Here is a 19,761-nt window from a genome sequence, read left to right as displayed (position 1 = left end):
CGGTGAGCAACAAGGCGCACCACGTTGCGGAAGAGGTCTGGCGGAGCGAGGCGGCCAGGGTCATCGCCGGTCTGACCCGCCTCACCGGCGACGTCGGCCTGGCCGAGGAACTGGCTCAGGACGCCCTGGTGACCGCCCTCGAACAGTGGCCCCGCGACGGCGTCCCGAACAATCCGGGGGCGTGGCTGACCACGGTCGCCAAACGCCGCGCCGTCGACCAGTTCCGCCGCCGGGAACGCCACGACGAGAAGCTCGCCGAACTGGCCCGGCGCGTCACGGACGTCGAGGAACAGCCGGATCCCGACGTGATCGAGGACGACGTCCTGCGCCTGGTTTTCATCTCCTGCCACCCGGTGCTCACCACCCAGACCAGGGTGGCGTTGACGTTGCGCCTGCTCGGCGGCCTGAGCACCGACGAGATCGCCCGCGCCTTCCTCACCCCGGAGGCCACCCTCGCGCAGCGGATCTCCCGTGCGAAGAAGACCCTCGCGAAGGAACGCATCCCGTTCGAGGTTCCGCCCCGCGAGGAACTGGGCGAACGGCTGGAGGCGGTGCTGGAGGTCATCTACCTGATCTTCAACGAGGGCTACACCGCGACCGCGGGCGGCGACTGGATCCGCCCCCACCTGTGCGAGGAGGCGCTGCGTCTGGTCCGCCTCCTGGAGGACCTCCTCCCGAAGGAACCCGAGATCCACGGCCTGCGAGCCCTCCTGGAGATCCAGGCCTCACGCCTGGACGCCCGCACCGACGCCGCCGGCGACCCGATCCTACTCCTCGACCAAGATCGTACGAAATGGGACCAGTCCCGCATCACCGCAGGCCTGACCGCCCTCGAACGCGCGGGCCAGGGCCCCTACGCCCTCCAGGCCGCCATCGCCGCCTGCCACGCCCGTGCCGCGACCGCCGAGGCGACCGACTGGCCCCGCATCGCGGCCTTGTACGAACGGCTGGCCGAAGAGGTCCCGTCGCCGGTCATCGAGTTGAACCGCGCGGTGGCCCTGTCGATGGCCTACGGCCCCCATGCCGCCCTGCCCCTGGTCGACGAACTGACCGAGGATCCCGCCCTGGAGGGCTACCACCTGCTCCCCAGCGTCCGAGGGGACCTCCTGGCCAAACTGGGCCGCACCGAAGAGGCCAAAGCCGAGTTCCGCAAAGCGGCCGACCTCACCCGAAACGAACGCGAACGAGCCCTCCTCCTCAACCGCGCCGAAACCCCCTGACGATCACAACCCGGCCTGACCACTTCAACCAACCCGAACCGATCAGCGCAGCGCCCCCTGCAGACTCGCTGATCGATGCCCGCCGCGGAGTATTCTGGCGATCATGAGTGTGCCCGAACGTGTGATCGACGGTGTCATAGCCCGGGACGGGCAGGCCGTGCTCGACCGGCTCACCCAGGCCTGGCTCCTCTCGTTCGGCTCACCTCACACCCGTTCCGCCTACGCCTCCGACCTGGCCCAATGGCTGGCCTTCTGTGAGCGCCACGAGATCCACCCGCTCCGCGTCATCCGGGTCCACGGCGACGCGTTCGCGCGCTGGCTCGAACCCGTCTCCCCGCGCACCCTCGCCAGGAAGCTGTCCGCCATCTCCTCCTGGTACGCCTACGCCACCGACGAGGGCCTCCTGGAGGCCAACCCCTTCACGCGGGTACGCCGCCCCAAGGTCGAACGCTTCCAGTCGGAGACGGTCGGCCTCACCGAAGACGAGGCGCGTGCCCTCGTGGCCGCCGCCGACGCCGCCACGGGGCCGACCGCCAAGAGGACGGCCGCGTTCGTGCGGTTGATGATCGAGCTGGGCACGCGTGTGTCGGAGGCGCTGGCGGCCACCATCGACGACCTGGGGCATCAGCGTGGCCACCGTACACTCAAGATCGTGGGTAAGGGGCAGAAGACCCGCGTCAGGAACCTGCCTCCGGCCACGGCGGCGGCGCTCGACGTCTACCTCGACGAGCGCGCCCGGCTCGCCGAGATCACCAGGGAGCAGCTGAAGGGGCCGCTGTTCGCGACCGCCGGGGGGCGGGCGCTCGACCGGGCCGACGCCTATCGGCTGGTGGTGAAGGTCGCCAAGGCCGCCGGGCTGGAGTCGAAGGTCACGCCGCACGCGCTGCGGCACACGTTCGCGACCGTGGCCAGTGATCGGGGGGCGTCGGTGAAACAGCTCCAGCAGGCGCTCGGGCACGCCAGTTCGTCGACGACCGACATCTACATCCACAGCCGCGACAACCTGGAGCGCGACCCGTCGCAGATCGTCGCGGCGGTGATCGGATGACCCCGGGTGAGCGCGATCTCGCGACGCTGCTGGCGAGCCTCGATCCGGTGCTGCACGACGGAACCTACGTCTTCGTGACCGCTCCGGAGGTGCCGCCGGGGGTCACGCCGGTGCTGACGTTCGCCGAGCCCGAGGGCCTGACCCTCGTGGTGCCCGAAGGTCAGGCCGACGGGGTGTTCCCCTGCCGGTGGATCACGCTCAGGGTGCACTCGTCGCTCGCGGCCGTGGGGATGCTGGCGGTGATCGCGGCGGCGCTGGCCGACGAGGGGATCCCCTCCAACGTGGTGTCGGCCTACTTCCACGACCACCTGTTCGTGCCGCCCGACCGCGCCGACGACACGGTGCGGGTGCTGCGTCAGCTGGCGAACGTCCAGGCCAGGTGGGACAGGCCCTCCTCGGCGTAGTGGTGGGCGCCGGGCTGGGTGAGGCCGTAGGCGATGTCCTCGATGATCGCGCAGCGGGCGTAGAAGCGGGCGCGGGTCTCCACGTCGGGGCCCGCGTCGCCGCCGTGGTCGCGGTAGCGGCGCAGGGTCTCGGCGAAGACGTCGGGGCCGAGGTCGCGCAGGATCAGGCCGAGGTCGTAGGCGCTGTCGGAGATGGCGGCGTCGGTCCAGTCGATGACGCCGGTGACGGTGGTGCCGTCGGTCAGCACGTGTTCGCAGCCGAGGTCGTTGTGGCAGAACGCCAGCCGCTTCGCGTCGTTGCGCGGCGGGTCGGCGCGGAGGAACTTCTCGATCGGTCCGCGCAGGTCGTCGGGCACGTGGTCGCGCACGGTCTCGTGGTATTCCTCGATCGTCCCGGCCAGCCAGGCGTAGAACGGGTCGTCGTCGACCTCGACCAGACCCGCGACCCGGTCGGCGGGCACCGCGTTCATGGCGGCGAGGAAGGCCCCCAGTGGCTCGGCGACCGCGATCCCGAGCCGGCTGTCGAGGGGTTCCCCCGCCAGTTTCCGGTACGCCATCACACCCGCGTCCTCGTCCACGAACAGGACCTCGGGGGTGGGCACCGGCGAGACCTCGGCGACGACGGCCAGGAGCCTGGCCTCTCGGCGGACCTCCTCGGGGCCGCCCTCCTTGCTGCCGCGCACGATGAGGTCGCCGTCGACCTCGAAGGCGACGTTGTCCCAGCCCTCGCCGAGCTTGACCACCGAGCCGGCCGGACGGCCCAGATGACGCGCCACCAGGGCGCCGATCGCGTCCATCACGAGCCCGAGGGTATCCGCCGCAGATCGACGAAGACGTAGTCATGCCCACGTTGGTAGGTGATCTGCGTCCGCGACTCGACGAGCACGCTGAGCGGGAACCGCCGATTCTCCGGCCGGCCGTCCGTCCCCAGGCTCCCGGACCGGCCGGTGGACACGTCGACGAGGTACTGCTCGGTCCGGCCGGAACGTTCGGCGAGCAGGCCCATGAACCGGTCGTCGCCCAGGCCGGACGGGAGCTCCGGCAGGGGGCGCTCGGCCGATCCGTCGCGCCCGCGAACGAACGCCCGCCCGTCGGGACGCTCTCCGACGCAGGTGGTCACCCCGCACACCACCTCCTTCTCACCGAGGTGGACGACGGCGTCGGAGACCACGCCGGTCTCGAGATCGACCAGGCGCCGGTAGCGGGCGTCGTCCGGGCCTTTGGGCATGTACGGGCTTCCGGCCCACGGCCACTCGAGCAGGAACAGGCCGTCGCCGCCCGGCACGGGTGCCGGGAGACCGCCCGTGACCGGGATCGTGTAGACGCCGCCTCCGGCCGCGGAGTAGACGATCCGGTCGCCCGCGAGGGCGAGGGCCATGGTCGTGTGGGGCAGCTCGTCGGTGATCCGCCGGGCCTCACCTCCCGCGAGCGGCGCCCGCCACAGGGTCGTCCCGGTGTCGCTGCCGAGATCCCAGATCAGATGGTCGCCCGCGACCAGGAAGTGACCGGGGACCCATCCCTTCCGCGCCGGGAGGTCGACGACCGTACGGAAGGTCCGGGTGACGTGGTCGTAGGCGTAGACGACGTCCGGGACGGACCAGCCGGACATGAGCGTGGTCCGGTCGTCAGCGATGATCAGCGGGCGGAGCCTGGTGCCGTCGTCCAGGGACATCGGGACGGTCCGGACCGCGCCCGGCCACACCTCCTCGATCGGCGGCGAGGAGCCCACGCGCTCCCGGGTGATGGCGGGCAGGGGCGGGGTGACCACCACGGGCTCGGCCGTGTCGCGCCGGACCGCCAGCACCGTCCCGGTCGCGATCACCGCCACGGCGACCGCCGACGCGAGCACCCGGACGCGGGCACGACGGCGGCTGCGCCGCTCGACTCCGGCCACCAGTCCGGGCGGGGCGAGGGGAGCCCGGACGGCGGCCCGCCGGAGGGTGGTGCGCAGGTCGTCTTCGAGCGTCATCGCAGGCTCCTGTCGGTCTCGGTGTCTCCGACGATCGCGCGCAGGCGGGCCAGGCCGTGGCTGGCGTGGCTGCGTACGGTGCCCCGGGAGATGCCCAGCAGGTGGGCGATCTCGGCGTCGGTCAGGTCCTCGTAGTAGCGCAGCACCAGGACCGCGCGCTGCTTCCGGGGCAGTCCGGCCAGCGCCTGCCAGAGCCCCTGTTCGCGGTCGGAGGGACGGTCGTCGTCCCACGCGGCGTCGGGCGGTTCCCAGGCCAGATTCTCGCGGCGCCGCCACCGCCACACGCTGATGTGCAGGCGGGCCATCGTGACCCGTACGTAGGCCTCCGGGTCGCTGCGACGCCGGACGCGCGGCCACGCCCGGTGCAGGCGCGCGAGCGCCTCCTGGGTCAGGTCGGCCGCGTCGTGGGGGTTGCCGCTCAGGACGTAGCCGTACCGTAAGAGGGCGTCGGCGCGTTCGGCGGCGAACGCGGCGAAGTCGGGGTCAGGGCTCACATGACCTAGACGTCAGACCCGGCCGAAGTGTTGAAATACGGTCGAGATGTACGGCCGTTAACATCCCGCCCCATGATCCCCCGCCTCGTGCTCGACCCCGCGCTGGGGGAGCCGATCACCGCCCAGGTCACGGCCGCGCTGGACCGCCGCGACTGGCCTTCGGCCCGCGCGACGCTGGCAGGGGCGGGTCCGGACGTCCGCGCGTTCACCGTCCGGGTCGCCGCCGCCCGGCCGGACCTTCCCGACCTGCTCGGCCGCCACGACGACGCGGCGTCGTCACTGCTCAGGGGCGCACATGACGTGATCACCGCCTGGCGGGCGCGGCCCGCCGAGGGCCAGGGCGCGTTCGCCGCCCGGCTGAAGGCCGCCGAAGGCCACCTGACCCGCGCCGCCGAGGCCGACGTCGACGACCCGCTCCCCTGGACGTGGCTGCTCGGCACCGCCACCGGCCGCGGCCTCGACCGCGCCGAGGCCACCCATCGGTTCGACGAGGCGCTCAAGCGCGAACCCGGCCTCCACGAGGCGCACGTCGCCCGGCTGCGCAACCTGAGCGCGACGTGGGGCGGCAGCCACGCCGAGATGTTCGCCTTCGCCCGCGAGTCGGCCCGCGCGGGCACCCACCTTCCGGCCCTGATCCCGATGGCCCACCTCGACCATCTGTGGTCGGGCGACGCCGACACGCTGCGCACCCCGGAGGTGGTCTCGGAACTCCGCGCCGCCGCCCTGGCCTCGGTCCTGCACCCCGCCCGCCTCGGCGGCCCGGTCAGGCCGCTGTCGCTGTCGTGGTTCGCTCTGGCGTTCGTCATGTCGGGCGACCACGAATCGGCCCGCACCACCTTCGCCCTGCTGGGCGACGTGGTCACCGAGGACCCGTGGAAGGTCTACGGCGACCCGGTCGAGACGTTCGCGACGATGCGCGCGAAGGCCGGTCAGGTCTGAACCAGCTCCGTCAGCGTCTTCCCGAGGGGCGCGTCGAGTTTCAGGAGCGCCTGGGCGTCGCCGCCCGTGGGGCCCTGGTTGACGATGGCGATCGGGATGCCGAGGGTCTCCGCGCGGTCCACGAAGCGGCGGCCCGAGCGGACGGCCAAGGACGAGCCCAGGACCAGGAGCAGGCGGGCGGCCGCGACCAGGGCGAAGCACTCGTCGACCCTCGGCTGGGGGACGTTCTCGCCGAAGAAGACCACGTCGGGTTTGAGCAGGCCGCCGCAGCCGGTGCAGTCGACCACGGTGAACCCGGCCACCAGGTCGTCGGGGAGGACGGCGTCGCCGTCGGGGTTGATGGGGCCGACGGCCGCGTCGAAGCCGGGGTTGGCGGCTTTCAGGCGGGCGTCGAGGTCGGTGCGGGGGGTGCGTTCGCGGCAGGACAGGCAGGCGACGCGGTCGAGGCCGCCGTGGAGTTCGATCACGCGGCGGCTGCCGGCGGCCTGGTGGAGGCCGTCGACGTTCTGGGTGACCACGCCGTCGAGCAGGCCGAGATGCTCCAGGCGGGCCACGGCGTGGTGGCCGGCGTTGGGTTCGACGCGGCCCATGTGGCGCCAGCCGACGTGGCTGCGGGCCCAGTAGCGGCGGCGGGCGGTGGCGCTGGTGGTGAAGGTCTGGTAGGTCATCGGGTCGGCCTTGCGGGCGCGGCCGGTCTCGCCCCGGTAGTCGGGGATGCCCGATTCGGTGGACAGGCCCGCTCCGCTGAGGACGACCACGCCCCCGTCGCCGACCAGGCCGGCGAGTTCTCGTGTCACCAGTCCATTCTGGGGTCGGCCTGGCGTGCCTTGTGCTCCAGGTAGCGCCGTTCGGGCAGGCTCGCGGTCTGCCGGGCGGCCTTGGCGTAGGCGACGCGGGCGCCGTCGCGGTCTCCGGCCATGTCGAGCAGGTGGGCCCTGACCGCCTCCACCCGATGGTGGCCCTTCAGCCGGGCGTCCTCCTCCAGGGCGGTCACCAGGTCGAGCCCGGCGGCGGGGCCGTCGACCATGGCCACCGCGACGGCGTGGTTGAGGGACACCATGGGGCCGGGCCAGAGGCGCTGGAGGGCTTCGTACAGGACCAGGATCTGTTCCCAGTCGGTCTGGCCCGCGGTGGGGGCCTCGTCGTGGACGGCCGCGATGGCCGCCTGCACCTGGTAGGGGCCCAGCGGGGCCGACCGGAGGGTGTCGGTGATCAGGGCGATGCCCTCGCTGATGAGGATCTTGTTCCAGCGCGACCGGTCTTGGTCGGCGAGGGGGATGAGGGTGCCGCCGGGGCCGGTGCGGGCGAGGCGGCGGGCGTCGGTGAGGAGCATCAGGGCCAGCAGCCCGGCCACCTCGCCGTCGTCGGGCAGCAGGCGGTGGAGGCGGCGGGTCAGCCGGATCGCCTCGGCGGTCAGCTGGACGTCGAGCAGCCCCGCCCCCGCGCTGGCGGCGTAGCCCTCGTTGAAGATCAGGTAGAGGACGTGGAGGACGACCGCCAGCCGCGACTCCCACTCTTCCGGCGCCGGTGGCTCGAACCGGGCCCCGGCGCCCTTGATCGACTGCTTGGCGCGGCTGATGCGCTGCCCCATGGTCGCCTCGGGCACGAGGAACGCCCGCGCGATCTGGCCGGTCGTCAGGCCGCCGACCGCCCGCAGCGTGAGGGCGACCTGCGACGACGGCGAGATCGTCGGGTGGCAGCACAGGAAGAGCAGGGTGAGGGTGTCGTCGTGGCGCTCGACGTCGTCGCCGGGGCCGGGCATGGCCGCGACGCGTTCCTCGCGGCGTTCGCGGGCCTGCTCGGAGCGCGCCTCGTCGGCCAGGCGCCGGGAGGCGACCGTCACCAGCCACGCCTTCGGGTTGGCCGGGATGCCGTCCATGGGCCACTGGAGCGCCGCCGCGAGAAGGGCCTCCTGGACGGCGTCCTCGCAGGCGTCGAAGCGGCCCCAGCGGCGGACCAGCACCGCCAGCACCTGCGGCGCCAGCTCGCGCAGCAGGCGGTCGGTCACCGCGTCGAGACCGGTCATGGGCCCTCGAACACCGGCCGTATCTCCACGGCCGAGAATTCGGCCTCCGGCAGCATGGCCGCCAGTTCGATCGCGCGCTCGGGTGAGCACTCGACGATGTAGAAGCTCGCGAGGAACTCCTTGGCTTCGACGAACGGCCCGTCGGTCACCACCGGGACGCCGTCGCGCAGCCTTACGGATTTGGCCTGTTCCTCCCCTTCCAGCCCTTGTGCCTGGATGAGTTCGCCGGTTTCGCGAAGTTTGGCGATCCAGGCGTCGTGACGATCGACGAGGGTCTGGAAGTCCTCCGGAGAGAACGCCGCCCACCCCGCCTGGTTGCCGTAGATCATCAACGCGTACTTCATGGATCCGACCGTATCGCCCCCGATCAAAAAATCTTCAAAAAGTGATTGCCGCGCAGCTCAACGCCCATTTTCACCCTATGTACGTCATCAGTACCCTCCGGCGTTTCCGCAGGTCAGAGCGAACGTGAACGTACATTTCACGTTTGCCGGGAAGCTCCGGGCGGGTCACCATGGAGCGATCCCTTCCCGCCCCCCACCAGGGGTTTTTCGGCATGCCCGCAGAAGGAGCACTCGTGATCCACGCTCGTGGCCTGACCAAGACGTACACACTCAAGAAGACCACCGTCGAGGCCGTGCGCGGCGTCGACCTGGACGTGGAACCCGGCCAGCTCGTGGCCTTCCTCGGCCCGAACGGCGCCGGCAAGTCGACCTGCCTGCGCATGCTGACCGGCCTGCTCCCGCCGACGTCGGGGACCGCCCGGGTGGCCGGGCACGACGTCACGACCGAGCGCGCGGCCGTGCGCGCCCGGATCGGCTACATCGGCCAGAAGAACGGCGCCGGTGAGACCTTCCGCATCGGCGACGAGCTCGTCACCCAGGGCCGCTGCCACGGCATGCCCAGGCGCGAGGCGAAGGCCCGCGCTGAGGAGCTGCTGACCGTGGTCGGCCTCGACGGCCTGTTCGCCCGCAAGCCGGGCACCCTGTCCGGCGGCCAGCGCCGCCGCCTGGACATCGCGCTCGGCCTGATGAACCGCCCACCCCTGCTCTTCCTGGACGAACCCTCGACCGGCCTCGACCCGGCCAGCCGCGCCGACATCTGGGCCCACATCCTCCAGCTCCGGGCCGACCACGGCACCACGCTGTTCCTGACGACCCACTACCTCGACGAGGCCGACGCGATGGCCGAACGCGTCATCGTCATCGACCAGGGCCGCATCATCGCCGACGGCACCGCCCGACAGCTGAAGGCCGACCTGGCCGGCGACCGCCTGACCGTGACCCTCCACGACGCGGCGGACATCCCCCGCGCGGCCGACCTCGCGGAAGGCCTGCCCGGCGCGGCCGACGTCACCCCCGACGGGCCGAAGCTGACCCTGCGGGTGGCCGCCGCCGACCGGGCCCTGCCCGAGTTCGTGCGGGTGCTGGACGCGGCCGGGCTGAAGGTCGACACCGCCGAAAGTTCCCGTCCGACGTTGGACGACGTCTTCCTCGCCCTGACCGGCCGGACGATCCGGGAGGAAGACGCCTGAATCTTTGTCCGAGATCTGCTGGACAAACGGCCCTACCCCTTTGGAGCCCCCATGGCCTTCTTCCGTGACACCGCCACGATCTTCTCCCGCGAGTTCGCCCCCGTCTGGCGCGACCCCCTCTCGATGGTCTTCACCATGGCCCAGCCGCTGCTGTTCCTCTATCTGTTCGGCCCGCTGCTGGAGAGCGGCACCGCCACGCCCGGCCCCGCCTGGCAGTGGTTCGTGCCGGGGATCCTGATCATGATGTGCCTGTCCGGGCCACTGATGTCCGGATATTTCCTTCTCATCGACCTCATAGGCGGCTCGATGGAGCGCCTGCTGGTCACCCCGGTCAGCCGGACCGCCCTGCTGATCGGCCGCACGCTCAAGGAGTTCGTCGTCCTGCTCGTCCAGGCGGCGCTGATCATCGGGCTGGCCGTCCCGCTCGGCCTCGACCTGCACGTACCGGGGGTGCTCACCGGGCTGGCGCTGCTGGTCGTGTTCGGGATCGGGCTCGGGTGCATCTCGTTCGTGCTGGCGATCATCTCGGCGCCCGGCGGCGAGCTGTTCTACGGCGTCACCCAGATCGTCATGTTCCCGCTGCTCCTGCTGTCGGGGGTGCTGCTGCCGGTCGAGAACGGGCCCGGCTGGCTCCAGGTGGCCGCCTCGATCAACCCCGTCACCTACATCGTGGAGGCCGAACGCGCCCTGTTCACCGGCGGGTTCCTCGAAACCCCGGTCCTGTACGGCGCCCTCGCGGCCGTCATCACCGCCGCCGTCGGCCTCCATCTGGGCAGGCGGCGCATGGCCCTGGGGCTCTAACCCCGGAACACCACCTCGTGGGAGGCGGCGTCGGGGTGGGCGAACTCCAGCAGCCGCTTGGCCTCGGCGATGAGCTCGGCCTTGGCCAGGATCGGCACCGCCTCCAGCGGGGTCAGGATCAGCGCCGCCCCCGCCCTGGTGGACGTCATCGTCCACAGCCCGGCCACCTGGCCGTCGACCAGGAACGACGGCTTGATCTGGCCGTTGGCCTTCACGTAGACGTCGTCTTTGTGGGCGTCGGGCAGGATGCGGGTGCGGCGGCCGGGGGCGTAGGCGAGCAGGGTGCTGTCGAACCACGGCAGCAGCCGCACCGGCGCTTCCACGTCTTCTCCGGGGCGGGGGGCGCCGGGCAGGTCGTAGAGGGTGCGGCCGGTCTCGTCGGTGAGGCGCACCAGATCGGGCATGGCCTCCAGCGCGGCGCGTACCGGCGTGATGTTCCAGGCGATCCACGACGCCGCGTCCTCCGCGGCGGCCGGGCCGAACGCGCCGAGATGCCGGCGGAGCACGAACTCCAGCGCCTCCGGCAGCGGCGGGAAGTCCTTGGCCGGGCCGCGCGCGTAGAGGACCGGGGTGCGGCGCGACCACGCCCCCTCGGCCGGGACGCGGATGAAGCCGACCCGCATCACCACCGACGTCCACCTGTAGAGGCGCTGGAGCTCGATCTCGCGGTCGGAGAACACGCCCGGGTGCTCGGAGACCCACACGTCGATCGCGGACACCAGATCGGCGCCCGGCCTCGGCGTGTCGCCGAGTTCGCGCAGCATGTCGAGCAGGTCGCCGATCTCCGGCTCGGGACCCGCCCGGAACGACCCCACTTTGGACGCCGCCGCCACCGCCGCGTAGGCCGGATAGTCACCCGGAGTGACGGTGTGGATGGTGCCGCGCAGCAGGGTGCCGGTCACCAGATCGCCGGTCTCGTGGGCCTGCCAGGGCGACTCGGGCGGGCACGCGAACGTGCGGGTCCAGAGGGCCGGGCCCAGCGCGGGCCAGTATTGCATCTGCAACGCGCCGATCCGTTCGGCCACCGCGGGCAGCGGAAGCGCCATCCGCTCCAGCAGTCCCTGCCGGGCCAGCAGGGCGCGATTGAGGGCACGGATCGTGATCGCCATGCCGCCAGCCTACGGGCCCGGGAACAGCGGGCCCCCGCGTGTGGTTAACTACGTAGTGCCGGTGTGGATGTGTCCCCCGGGCCGCATATACCGCCTTCACGGAATACCGTTCGGCTGGAACCGTGTTGTGCATCTCGCCGAGGAGGCGACCACCACACCGGCCTAAAGCGTTCGCCACGATGCCCCGCCACCGCGCGGGGCATCGTCGTGTCCGGGCCGCGGCGACACCTAGGCTTGGAGCGGTCAACCGAGGGAGGAGCCCCCGTTGTCGTCGCTGTTCTATCGCGTCGCCAAGGTCGTGAGCGTGCCGGTGATGCACGTCGTCTGGCGGCCCCGTGTCGAGGGGATGGAACACATCCCGCACACCGGCCCGGCGATCATCGCCGCCAACCACCTGTCCGCGCTCGACTCCTTCTTCCTGCCCGCGCTGCTTCCCCGGCCGGTCACCTACGTCGCCAAGAACGAATACTTCACCGGCAACCCGATCACCCGCATGATCATGAGCGGGAACATCGCGATCGACCGTGAGAGCGCCGGAGCCGCCCAGGCGATGCTCGACGCCGCCGCCGGGATCCTCGGCGACGGAGGCCTGTTCGGCATCTATCCCGAGGGCACCCGCTCCCCCGACGGCCGCCTCTACAAGGGCAAGATCGGCGTGGCGTGGCTGACCCTGACGACCGGCGCGCCCGTCATCCCGGTGGCCCTGGAGGGCACCGACAAGGTCCTGCCGACCGGCGCGACCGTGCCGCGCATCCACCGCATCAGCGTCAAGATCGGCAAGCCGATGACGTTCGAGGGCGACGCGTCCAAGGCGCGCGACCGGCGTGAGGTCACCGACCAGATCATGGACGCCATCCGCGAACTTTCCGGCCAGGAGTACGTGCCCAGCTACGCCAAACGTCCCAGCACGTAACAAATCCCACTTTGTAACGAATGGGGTTCGCTAAGCTCGTCCGCGTGCGGGGACGAACGATAGCGATCATCTCGGTGGCCGGCGTGGTCGCCGCCGCGGGCGGCGGCGGCGCCGGAGCCTGGTGGGTGCTGCACACGCGCGGCACCCCTCAGGAGACGGCCCGGCAGTACACCGCGGCCTGGGCCGCGGGCGATCTGACGGCGATGAAGACACAGCTGGTCACTCCGGTGCCGGCGGCCTTCGACACCGTCAGCTCCTCGATCGCCAAGGACCTCAAGGCGACGTTCAAGGACGTCAAGCTGGGGAACGTGGCGCCCGCAGGCGAAGACCGCTACGAGGCGTCCTACACGGCGACGCTGGAGATCGCCGACGTGGGGCCCTGGACGTACGAGGGCACCTTCGGCCTGGTCGTGTTCGACCGGCAGTGGAAGGTCGACTGGAAACCGCAGACCTTCCACCCGGGCATCGACGGCACGTCCAAGCTGGCGCTGAAGACCACCTGGCCCGAGCGGGCCGCGCTGACCGACGCCCAGGGCAACCGCATCGACGGCACCGACGTCGGCGGCTCGGTGCAGCAGCTGGCCGGGTTCCTCGACAAGGCGACCGCCAAGGACATCGCCAAGCTCGGCCCCGCCTACCGCAAGAACCAGGCGATCGGACGCGGCGGCCTCCAGGAGACCTTCCAGAAGCGCCTGGCCGGGACGCCCACCACCGACGTCATGGCCGGCGACACGCCGCTTGAGTCGATCAAGGGCAAGAAGGGCGAGCCGGTCAAGACGAGTCTCGACATGACCGTCCAGAACGCCGCCGCCAACGCGATCCGCGACCTCGACAAGCCCGCCTCGCTGGTGGCGATCCGCCCCGCGACCGGCGAGATCCTGGCCATCGCCAACAACCGGGGCGACTTCAACCGCGCCCTGAACGGTCAGTACGCCCCCGGCTCGACCTTCAAGACCGTCACCGCCGCCGCGCTGCTGGCCAAGGGCGTCGGCCCCACCGAGAGCGTGACCTGCCCCGAGAACGCCAACGTCGGCGGGCTGAAGATCCGCAACAGCGACAACGCCGAATACGGGACGATCAGCTTCAGCGACTCCTACGCCTACTCCTGCAACACCACCTTCGCGCCGCTGGCCCAGGAGCACCTCGGCGCCGACGGGCTCTACAAGGCCGCGGGCGACCTCGGGTTCAACCAGCCGCTGAACATCGGCGTCCCGGCCTCGAAGGGCAGCATGCCGAAGGCGACCTCCGACGCCGAGCTGGCCGCCGAGTCGTTCGGCCAGGCGAAGATCATCGCCAGCCCGCTGATCATGGCCTCGGTCGCCGCCGCCATCGCCGACGGCACCTGGCGCCCGCCGACCCTCGTACCGGGCCTGAAGCAGAAGGCCGAGGAGCGGCCGCTGCCCGACGGCGTGGCCGACGAACTGCGCGGCATGATGCACGCCGTGGTGTCGAAGGGCACCGCCAAGGCGGCCGGGCTCCCCAGCGGCGCCTACGGCAAGACCGGCACCGCCGAATACGGCAGCGGCCCCGAACTGCCCTCCCACGCGTGGTTCCACGGCTATCGGGGCGACGTGGCGTTCGCGATCGTCGTGGAGGGCGGCGGAGGCGGCGGCAAGGTGGCCGCCCCGGTGGCGGCGGACTTCCTGCGCGGCTTCTGACCTCTTTGACAAATATTATTGTCGGTGGGACGCTGGCGCCATGCTCGAAGTGGCGGTGATCGACGACCCCGCGGCCGCCGAGGTGTCCCTCGACCCGGTGCGCGTCCGCATCCTGTCGGAACTCGCCCAGCCCGGCTCGGCCACCACGCTCGCCGTCAAGATCGGCCTGCCCCGGCAGAAGGTGAACTACCACCTCAAAACGCTGGAGAAGCACGGCCTGGTCGAGCTGGTCGAAGAACGCCGCAAGGGCAACGTGACCGAGCGCGTGATGCGCGCGACCGCCGGAGCCTACGTCATCTCCCCCGCCGCGTTGGCCGCCGTCGAACCCGACCCCGCCAGGCGCCCCGACCGGTTGTCGGCGGCGTGGCTGCTGGCCCTGGCCGCCCAGCTCGTGAAGGACGTCGGCACCCTGATCACCCGGTCGGAGCGCGCCCAGCAGAAGGTGGCCACCTTCGCCGTCGACGGCACCATCCGCTTCGCCAACGCCCACGACCGAGCGGCCTTCGCCGAAGAACTGTCGGCGACCGTGGCGTCCCTGGTCTCGCGCTACCACGACGACCAGGCCCCGGGGGGCCGCGATCATCGGGTGGTCATCGCGCTACACCCGTCCATCACCCGCCAAGAGCCCTGATCGTCTCCTGTACGCCGTCCGACCGGCAGGCACGGATCGAATTTCTTACCTTTCTTGACGGGCTCTGGAGACCTGCCCTCCTACGAGCGAAGCAGGTGCTGTTGATCCGCGACCACCTGGCCGAGGAGGTGGCTACAGAAGGATTCGATGACGGCGTTGTCGGAGCAGTCGCCGACCGATCCCATGAAGGTGACGAGCCCGGATTCGCCGGCACGGCGGGTGAACACCCATGAGGTGAACTGCATCCCGTGATCGGACTGGGTCAGAGCGCCCGGCTGCGGCGCGCGGTTGTGGATGGCCATTCCGAGCGCGTTGGTCACCAAGGCCGCGGTCTGGGTCGAGTCGATGGACCAGCCCACGACGCGGCGGGAGTAGACGTCCAGGACGACGCAGCAGTAGACCTTGCCTTCTCGGGTGAGGTGCTCGGTGATTCCGGGACCCATGACGTGTCGGGTGCGTCCCGGTGGAAGTCCCGGTCGACCCGGTCGGCGACGGTGAGGACCTGCTGGATCGGCCGGCGACCTCTCGGGTTGCCGGGAAGCCGGGGAACACCAGACCCTCCACTGATCCCGGACCGCTTCAGGGTGGATGGCCTCATGGCCAACTCTCTTCACCACAACGAGCGAAGGCCGGTTGCACCTTGAAAGTCTCCGGCGCTCTGAATCAGAAGGAACGCGAAAGCTTCACTTTCTGTTCTTGAAAAGGGTCTGGTCGCTCCCCTCGAGCTCCACGCGCTCCCAGTCAGCAGCCTCGTCCGGTCGGGGACTCCAATCCCGATACGGAAGGAAGGACAGTCGCCAGAACAGGATGAACGCGAAGACCATGCCGATCGGCACGAGAACGTAGATGAGGCAGTCACGTCGGCGATAGGACACCCGCCGCGCGATGAGCAACATGGGAATGATGGGCAACGCGATAAGAAGATCGCGAGCGACCAGCTGCGCCGTGTTCAGCGAGCTCACGTCCAAGGCGAACGCGAGAGTACGGTCCAATGCCACCGGCCCGAGAATCAGCGGGATCCATAAGAGCAGGGTGCGGGCCAGCCGTTGCGATCGCCCCCGCGGCGGGCTCTCGCCGTCCGCCAGCGGCCGGCTCGAAGTGACGGCCGACGAGTTCTGAGACCCCATACTTCGCTGCTCCTGTTGGTCATGGGACCAGGGCGAGCGAATGAGCCCGCCCTGGTGGTCGACATCAGCCATGCGGGTTGGAGGTATGCCAGGTGACCGTGGTCCCCGAGTACACCCATTGGCCGAACAGCTTCTTTCGCTTCTTGGTAATCCTTACTCTTCCGTTGGCGATGGCCCAGGCACGGAACTGGGGGGTCAGGGAGTATTTGTATTGGCCTTGATCACGGTCTTGGGGAACTTCAGGCCGAGGCAGAGCATGGTTGCCAGGCTGACCCTTCGAGAGCCGCAGTAGTACTCAACCCATCTGTATTTCCAGCGCTTCACCAGGAACCGTCGTTGCAGATTCCACGGGTACTACCAGTCGGAGGCGGTAACTAGCACGGAGGCCAAATTGATGACGAGATCAAGCGCCTGTACCGGAGTACTGTCCTGGACCTCTATGGGGACGCAGCCGATGTTGGTCCAACCATAGTTCCTGGTCCGCTCGACGAACCATGTGCGATACGGCGCCTCCCCGACGGATCAGAGAAGTTCACGGGATCCCCATTGCAGTACTCGTTATCATTCGCACTGCCGGCCATGACCGGGTCCACCTGCAGGAAGCGCCCGGTCATCGGGTTCTAGAAGCGCGAACCTATGAGCACGAAGTCGCCAAGCATGTCGCTCGCTCGCTGGGCGCCTCCCAGCCATTCGTAGCGGTCGTTGGGGTTACTCACGCGATCGAGCCCGAATCCGGTCTGTTCTGCGCAGGCGTCCACCTCAGTGGCAGACGCGCTCGTGCTCGCCGTGGCGACGGGCCACTGTCCCCACAGGCCCCATGCGGCAGAGAAGTCCCGCCCACTGAGGTTTGCCGCCGCAGACCGGAATCGACGAGTTGTCGGCCGTTGTGTAGTACGTGGTCTTCGTCGGTTCCCGAGGAGGCGGGCATCCGCCGTTCGATCTCGCGACCCGCCTCGTCATAGTGCAGCTTCTCCACGATATCCGTGCCGCCGGGTATGACAGTCGGCTGCGAGGTCGGCAGGAAGAAGATGTCCCAGCCGAAGACGGCGCCGCTGGATATGGGGTCATATCCGTCTTCACGACAGCGATGTCCGCAGGCGCGGGGATGCCGGCCCCGTTGACGACCAGGGTCGTGGTCTTCGTGACCAGATGAAAGGAAAAGAGCCTTCGAAGCCGGCGACGGCGCAGAAGCTTTATACGGCGGTCGGCGCTCCGCCGGACACCATCGCCCGCACGATCATCTCCACGCCCTCCCTCGTGACCATCTCCGGCGGTGCGGTGACCAGGGTGAACAGCGCTCCCCCGTAGAGCGCCATCAAGCCGGGCACGTTCTCGGGAGGAATGGCCAGCCCGAGCTGCGCGTGGTGCCCGGCCGTGAAGACCGTCGCAACCGCCTGCAACCCCTCCAGGGCCTTGTTGAGTTCGGGGCGGCGGACCGCCTCCAGCCGGAGTTCGAAGATCGCCAGGTAGCGGCCGCGCAGGACGGTGGCCGCGTCGAACAGGGACTCGGTGAGCAGGGCGATCAGGTCGGGTTCGCCCACCTGGCGGGCGGCCGCCAGGTCCATGTCCTCCAGGTGGAGTTCCACCACGCGTTCGGCCGCCGCCACCAGGAGCGCCTCGCGGTTGCGGAAGTAGTTGGAGGCCGTTCCCGTCGGCAGCCCGGCCGCGCGTTCGGCCGAGCGGTGGGTCAGGCCGTGGACCCCTGACGAGGCCAGCAGGGCGATCGCGGCGTCGGTCAGGGCGCGGCGGCGGTCCGGATTGGTGGGCGGCACCCGGCCATGCTACCAATAGACGTAGTAGTACGACCGTAGTGAATGACGGGGACCCCCATGAGAATCGCGATCATCGGCGCCGGGCTCGGCGGCGTCAGCGCCGCCACCGGCCTCCACCTCACCGGCCACGACGTCACCCTCTACGAACGCGCCCCCGACCTGCGCGAAACGGGCACCGGCATCGTCGTCATGCCCAACGGCCTCAAGGCCCTCGACTCCCTCGGCCTCGCCGACGGCATCCGCGACCACGCCGCCCCCACCGCCGAGGGCGGGCTGCGCGACCGGAAGGGACGCCCGCTGCTGGTCACCGACGCCGCCAAGGCCCAGGAACGCTACGGCCCGACCATCGTCATCGACCGGGCCGTGCTCCACCGCATGCTGCGCGCCGGACTGCCCGCCGACCGGATCCGCACCGGCACCCCGGTCGACGACCTCGCCGCGGTCGGTGCCGACGCGATCGTCGTGGCCGACGGTCTCCACAGCCGCCTGCGCGCCCGTCTCTTCCCGGACCACCCCGGCACCCACCGCACCGGCCGCCTCGACCTGCGCGGCACCCTCGACCGGATCCCCGGCGTCGACGAACTCAGCACCGCGATCCTCATCGACCGGCACAGCGGCGCCATGTTCGGGCTGTTCCCGCTGGGCGTCTCCCGGCTCTACTGGTTCACCGACTCCAAGCTGCCCGCGACCGTCCCGGACCCTGAGCAGGCCCGTGACCAGATGATCGAGCTCATGGCCGGCTGGCATCCGGCGGTGCCCGCGATCCTGCGGGCCACCCCGGTCGCCGACATCCACGTCGACCCCATCACCTGCCTGGCGAGGCCGCTGGAGTCGTACACGACCGGGACCGTCGCTCTCCTCGGAGACGCCGCTCATGGCATGACCCCCGACCTGGGGCAGGGCGCGAGCCAGGCCTTCGAGGACGCCGCCGCGCTGGTCCGGCACCTGAACGGCGCCGGACCCGGCGACGCGGCCGACCGGCTGCGCCGCTACGACGCCGAACGGCGCCCGAGGGCCAACAAACTCATGGCCGCCTCGGCCCGCCAGTCGCGGGTCACGACCCGGACGGGCGCGGGGGCCTGGGTCCGCGACGCGTTCCTGCGCGCCACGCCCCCGGCCCTCGCGGCCCGCCAGCTCGCCTCGATCTGGCTGGCCTGATCAGCACAGCAGCCGCCAAAGGATCACCCACTGGTCGGGGTGGACGTATCCCACCACCGCGTCACGCGGCACCCCCGCCGCCGCCAGCGCGGCGTCCACCCCGTCGTAACGGGGCTTCAGCGACGCCCGCACCGACCCGCCGACCCCGCGGAACGCGAGGCCGACCATTTCCCGGTACGACCGCCGGTCGGACACCAGCGGCTCGGCCCGCCGCTCGATCCGCAGGATCGACGAGTCGACCGACGGCACCGGCCGGAACGCCTCCCGGCCGATCGTCTGCCCCAGCCGCCAGTCGAACCACGGCCACGACTCCACGGTGACCAGACTCCACCGGCCGAAGTCACCGGTGCGTTTGCGCGCGTACTCGCGTTGCGTCAGGAGCGTCGCCGACGAAAGATCCGCCGCCCGTAGACACCATTCGACGATTTTCGAAGTGACCGAATACGGAATGTTCCCCACCACCGCGAACGGCTCCCGTGGTACCCGCGCACGCGTGAAATCACCTCTGACCACATCGATGTTCTCGTTGGTTTCTGTACGGGATGCGAGAATCCCCGCCAGCCGGGGATCGATCTCGTAGGCGACCACCCGCGCCCCCGCTTCGGCCAACGCGAAGGTGAGCGCTCCCTCCCCCGCACCCGGCTCGAGCACGAGCCCCTCGGGTGCGGCGGCCTTGACCATCAGTTCGACGGCGTGCCGGTCGGCCAGGAAGTTCTGCGACAGCTCACGCCGCGCCCTGTCGGCGGGCGTGCGGCCGCCACTGTTCCCGACCTTCTTCTGGGTATGCGAATAATTTCCGTGCGCGAAATTCTGCGCCACAGCACTGCCCTTTCAGGGTCCTCGAGACGAAACGGTTCTCGAAGGGGCCCTGGGCGCGCCGGGGACGCGAAATGCCCTGGATCAGAGAATGATCGCGTCCGCTAGCGGGCCAGAGCCCGGCTGGTGCGGATGCGAATGA

Annotated in this window: 22 protein-coding genes; 10 read left to right on the top strand and 12 right to left on the bottom strand. The window is 70.4% G+C overall.

Annotation, left to right across the window (positions count from 1 at the left end; genetic code table 11):
- Positions 1 to 2: 2 nt before the first annotated feature.
- The 3 genes from ACYQ78_RS07860 (at position 3) to ACYQ78_RS07850 (ending at position 2,672) form a co-directional block, all read left to right on the top strand.
- Complete coding sequence (locus ACYQ78_RS07860) at positions 3 to 1,220, top strand: RNA polymerase sigma factor (protein WP_459800059.1); 1,218 nt, start codon at positions 3 to 5, stop codon at positions 1,218 to 1,220.
- A 103-nt stretch (positions 1,221 to 1,323) separates the two neighbouring features.
- Entirely contained in the window at positions 1,324 to 2,268 is a 945-nt protein-coding gene (locus ACYQ78_RS07855) for a tyrosine-type recombinase/integrase (RefSeq protein WP_459800058.1), read from the top strand.
- A complete protein-coding gene (locus ACYQ78_RS07850) occupies positions 2,265 to 2,672 on the top strand; it encodes an ACT domain-containing protein (RefSeq protein ID WP_459800057.1) in 408 nt (135 codons plus the stop codon). Before ACYQ78_RS07855 ends, ACYQ78_RS07850 begins: the two co-directional genes overlap by 4 nt.
- Here ACYQ78_RS07850 and ACYQ78_RS07845 read toward each other — a convergent pair.
- Genes ACYQ78_RS07845 through ACYQ78_RS07835 form a run of 3 tightly spaced genes read right to left on the bottom strand, consistent with a single transcriptional unit; the run spans position 2,624 to position 5,135 of the window.
- The gene (locus ACYQ78_RS07845; protein WP_459800741.1) at positions 2,624 to 3,469 is read right to left on the bottom strand and encodes a phosphotransferase family protein; all 846 of its coding nucleotides are present in this window, start codon (positions 3,467 to 3,469) and stop codon (positions 2,624 to 2,626) included. The genes ACYQ78_RS07850 and ACYQ78_RS07845 overlap by 49 nt on opposite strands.
- Complete coding sequence (locus ACYQ78_RS07840) at positions 3,469 to 4,641, bottom strand: hypothetical protein (RefSeq protein ID WP_459800056.1); 1,173 nt, start codon at positions 4,639 to 4,641, stop codon at positions 3,469 to 3,471. Before ACYQ78_RS07840 ends, ACYQ78_RS07845 begins: the two co-directional genes overlap by 1 nt.
- Positions 4,638 to 5,135: a SigE family RNA polymerase sigma factor gene (locus tag ACYQ78_RS07835; protein ID WP_459800055.1), complete on the bottom strand. Its 498-nt coding sequence runs from the start codon at positions 5,133 to 5,135 to the stop codon at positions 4,638 to 4,640. Before ACYQ78_RS07835 ends, ACYQ78_RS07840 begins: the two co-directional genes overlap by 4 nt.
- A gap of 72 nt (positions 5,136 to 5,207) precedes the next feature.
- On the opposite strand from ACYQ78_RS07835, the gene ACYQ78_RS07830 reads away from it, so the two are divergent.
- Entirely contained in the window at positions 5,208 to 6,074 is an 867-nt protein-coding gene (locus tag ACYQ78_RS07830) for a hypothetical protein (protein ID WP_459800054.1), read from the top strand.
- Here ACYQ78_RS07830 and ACYQ78_RS07825 read toward each other — a convergent pair.
- From ACYQ78_RS07825 to ACYQ78_RS07815, 3 genes are read right to left on the bottom strand one after another with little or no spacing between them, the layout of a single operon-like run.
- Complete coding sequence (locus ACYQ78_RS07825) at positions 6,065 to 6,871, bottom strand: NAD-dependent protein deacetylase (protein ID WP_459800053.1); 807 nt, start codon at positions 6,869 to 6,871, stop codon at positions 6,065 to 6,067. The two genes, ACYQ78_RS07830 and ACYQ78_RS07825, sit on opposite strands and share 10 nt — an antisense overlap.
- A complete protein-coding gene (locus tag ACYQ78_RS07820) occupies positions 6,868 to 8,100 on the bottom strand; it encodes an RNA polymerase sigma factor (protein ID WP_459800052.1) in 1,233 nt (410 codons plus the stop codon). Before ACYQ78_RS07820 ends, ACYQ78_RS07825 begins: the two co-directional genes overlap by 4 nt.
- Positions 8,097 to 8,444, bottom strand: coding sequence for a YciI family protein (locus ACYQ78_RS07815; protein ID WP_459800051.1), 348 nt, complete (start codon positions 8,442 to 8,444; stop codon positions 8,097 to 8,099). The genes ACYQ78_RS07820 and ACYQ78_RS07815 overlap by 4 nt, the downstream gene beginning before the upstream one ends.
- 233 nt (positions 8,445 to 8,677) lie before the next feature.
- On the opposite strand from ACYQ78_RS07815, the gene ACYQ78_RS07810 reads away from it, so the two are divergent.
- Together ACYQ78_RS07810 and ACYQ78_RS07805 are read left to right on the top strand one after the other, a co-directional pair.
- Positions 8,678 to 9,634 carry an ATP-binding cassette domain-containing protein gene (locus ACYQ78_RS07810; protein ID WP_459800050.1) on the top strand — a complete coding sequence of 319 codons (957 nt, stop codon included), beginning with the start codon at positions 8,678 to 8,680 and terminating at the stop codon, positions 9,632 to 9,634.
- A gap of 51 nt (positions 9,635 to 9,685) precedes the next feature.
- Complete coding sequence (locus tag ACYQ78_RS07805) at positions 9,686 to 10,435, top strand: ABC transporter permease (protein ID WP_459800049.1); 750 nt, start codon at positions 9,686 to 9,688, stop codon at positions 10,433 to 10,435.
- Here the strand turns inward: ACYQ78_RS07805 and ACYQ78_RS07800 are convergent.
- Positions 10,432 to 11,544 carry a winged helix DNA-binding domain-containing protein gene (locus ACYQ78_RS07800; protein ID WP_459800048.1) on the bottom strand — a complete coding sequence of 371 codons (1,113 nt, stop codon included), beginning with the start codon at positions 11,542 to 11,544 and terminating at the stop codon, positions 10,432 to 10,434. The genes ACYQ78_RS07805 and ACYQ78_RS07800 overlap by 4 nt on opposite strands.
- A gap of 265 nt (positions 11,545 to 11,809) precedes the next feature.
- On the opposite strand from ACYQ78_RS07800, the gene ACYQ78_RS07795 reads away from it, so the two are divergent.
- The 3 genes from ACYQ78_RS07795 to ACYQ78_RS07785 are packed head-to-tail and all read left to right on the top strand — an operon-like array spanning position 11,810 to position 14,746.
- Positions 11,810 to 12,457, top strand: a complete 648-nt coding sequence (locus tag ACYQ78_RS07795) for a lysophospholipid acyltransferase family protein (RefSeq protein WP_459800047.1) — start codon at positions 11,810 to 11,812, stop codon at positions 12,455 to 12,457.
- 44 nt (positions 12,458 to 12,501) lie between these two features.
- Positions 12,502 to 14,115: a penicillin-binding transpeptidase domain-containing protein gene (locus ACYQ78_RS07790; protein ID WP_459800046.1), complete on the top strand. Its 1,614-nt coding sequence runs from the start codon at positions 12,502 to 12,504 to the stop codon at positions 14,113 to 14,115.
- A 40-nt stretch (positions 14,116 to 14,155) separates the two neighbouring features.
- A complete protein-coding gene (locus tag ACYQ78_RS07785) occupies positions 14,156 to 14,746 on the top strand; it encodes an ArsR/SmtB family transcription factor (RefSeq protein ID WP_459800045.1) in 591 nt (196 codons plus the stop codon).
- Between the two features lie 80 nt (positions 14,747 to 14,826).
- Here the strand turns inward: ACYQ78_RS07785 and ACYQ78_RS07780 are convergent, their stop codons facing one another.
- From ACYQ78_RS07780 to ACYQ78_RS07765, 4 genes are all read right to left on the bottom strand, one after another.
- The gene (locus tag ACYQ78_RS07780; protein ID WP_459800044.1) at positions 14,827 to 15,189 is read right to left on the bottom strand and encodes a transposase; all 363 of its coding nucleotides are present in this window, start codon (positions 15,187 to 15,189) and stop codon (positions 14,827 to 14,829) included.
- Positions 15,190 to 15,429: 240 nt separating this feature from the next.
- Complete coding sequence (locus ACYQ78_RS07775) at positions 15,430 to 15,945, bottom strand: hypothetical protein (protein WP_459800043.1); 516 nt, start codon at positions 15,943 to 15,945, stop codon at positions 15,430 to 15,432.
- Positions 15,946 to 16,310: 365 nt separating this feature from the next.
- Entirely contained in the window at positions 16,311 to 16,487 is a 177-nt protein-coding gene (locus tag ACYQ78_RS07770; RefSeq protein WP_459800042.1) for an RHS repeat-associated core domain-containing protein, read from the bottom strand.
- A 579-nt stretch (positions 16,488 to 17,066) separates the two neighbouring features.
- Positions 17,067 to 17,645, bottom strand: a complete 579-nt coding sequence (locus ACYQ78_RS07765; RefSeq protein WP_459800041.1) for a TetR/AcrR family transcriptional regulator — start codon at positions 17,643 to 17,645, stop codon at positions 17,067 to 17,069.
- A gap of 57 nt (positions 17,646 to 17,702) precedes the next feature.
- Between ACYQ78_RS07765 and ACYQ78_RS07760 the strand changes: the two genes are divergently transcribed.
- Entirely contained in the window at positions 17,703 to 18,803 is a 1,101-nt protein-coding gene (locus tag ACYQ78_RS07760; RefSeq protein ID WP_459800040.1) for an FAD-dependent monooxygenase, read from the top strand.
- On the opposite strand, the gene erm is transcribed toward ACYQ78_RS07760, so the two are convergent.
- Positions 18,804 to 19,622, bottom strand: coding sequence for a 23S ribosomal RNA methyltransferase Erm (gene erm / locus ACYQ78_RS07755; RefSeq protein WP_459800039.1), 819 nt, complete (start codon positions 19,620 to 19,622; stop codon positions 18,804 to 18,806).
- Between the last annotated feature and the right edge of the window lie 139 nt (positions 19,623 to 19,761).

The organism is Herbidospora sp. RD11066 (genome assembly GCF_054661255.1).
This window is presented reverse-complemented; position numbering and strand designations above follow the sequence as displayed.

Excerpts from the sequence above, each read along its gene's own strand:
- ACYQ78_RS07830 (WP_459800054.1), top strand. The coding sequence starts at position 5,208 with ATGATCCCCCGCCTCGTGCTCGACCCCGCGCTGGGGGAGCCGATCACC.
- ACYQ78_RS07805 (WP_459800049.1), top strand. The coding sequence starts at position 9,686 with ATGGCCTTCTTCCGTGACACCGCCACGATCTTCTCCCGCGAGTTCGCC.
- ACYQ78_RS07850 (WP_459800057.1), top strand. The coding sequence starts at position 2,265 with ATGACCCCGGGTGAGCGCGATCTCGCGACGCTGCTGGCGAGCCTCGAT.
- ACYQ78_RS07815 (WP_459800051.1), bottom strand. The coding sequence starts at position 8,444 with ATGAAGTACGCGTTGATGATCTACGGCAACCAGGCGGGGTGGGCGGCG.
- ACYQ78_RS07820 (WP_459800052.1), bottom strand. The coding sequence starts at position 8,100 with ATGACCGGTCTCGACGCGGTGACCGACCGCCTGCTGCGCGAGCTGGCG.
- ACYQ78_RS07760 (WP_459800040.1), top strand. The coding sequence starts at position 17,703 with ATGAGAATCGCGATCATCGGCGCCGGGCTCGGCGGCGTCAGCGCCGCC.
- ACYQ78_RS07770 (WP_459800042.1), bottom strand. The coding sequence starts at position 16,487 with ATGACCGGGCGCTTCCTGCAGGTGGACCCGGTCATGGCCGGCAGTGCG.
- ACYQ78_RS07780 (WP_459800044.1), bottom strand. The coding sequence starts at position 15,189 with ATGGGTCCCGGAATCACCGAGCACCTCACCCGAGAAGGCAAGGTCTAC.
- ACYQ78_RS07855 (WP_459800058.1), top strand. The coding sequence starts at position 1,324 with ATGAGTGTGCCCGAACGTGTGATCGACGGTGTCATAGCCCGGGACGGG.
- ACYQ78_RS07845 (WP_459800741.1), bottom strand. The coding sequence starts at position 3,469 with ATGGACGCGATCGGCGCCCTGGTGGCGCGTCATCTGGGCCGTCCGGCC.
- ACYQ78_RS07840 (WP_459800056.1), bottom strand. The coding sequence starts at position 4,641 with ATGACGCTCGAAGACGACCTGCGCACCACCCTCCGGCGGGCCGCCGTC.
- ACYQ78_RS07775 (WP_459800043.1), bottom strand. The coding sequence starts at position 15,945 with ATGGCTGATGTCGACCACCAGGGCGGGCTCATTCGCTCGCCCTGGTCC.
- ACYQ78_RS07785 (WP_459800045.1), top strand. The coding sequence starts at position 14,156 with ATGCTCGAAGTGGCGGTGATCGACGACCCCGCGGCCGCCGAGGTGTCC.
- ACYQ78_RS07800 (WP_459800048.1), bottom strand. The coding sequence starts at position 11,544 with ATGGCGATCACGATCCGTGCCCTCAATCGCGCCCTGCTGGCCCGGCAG.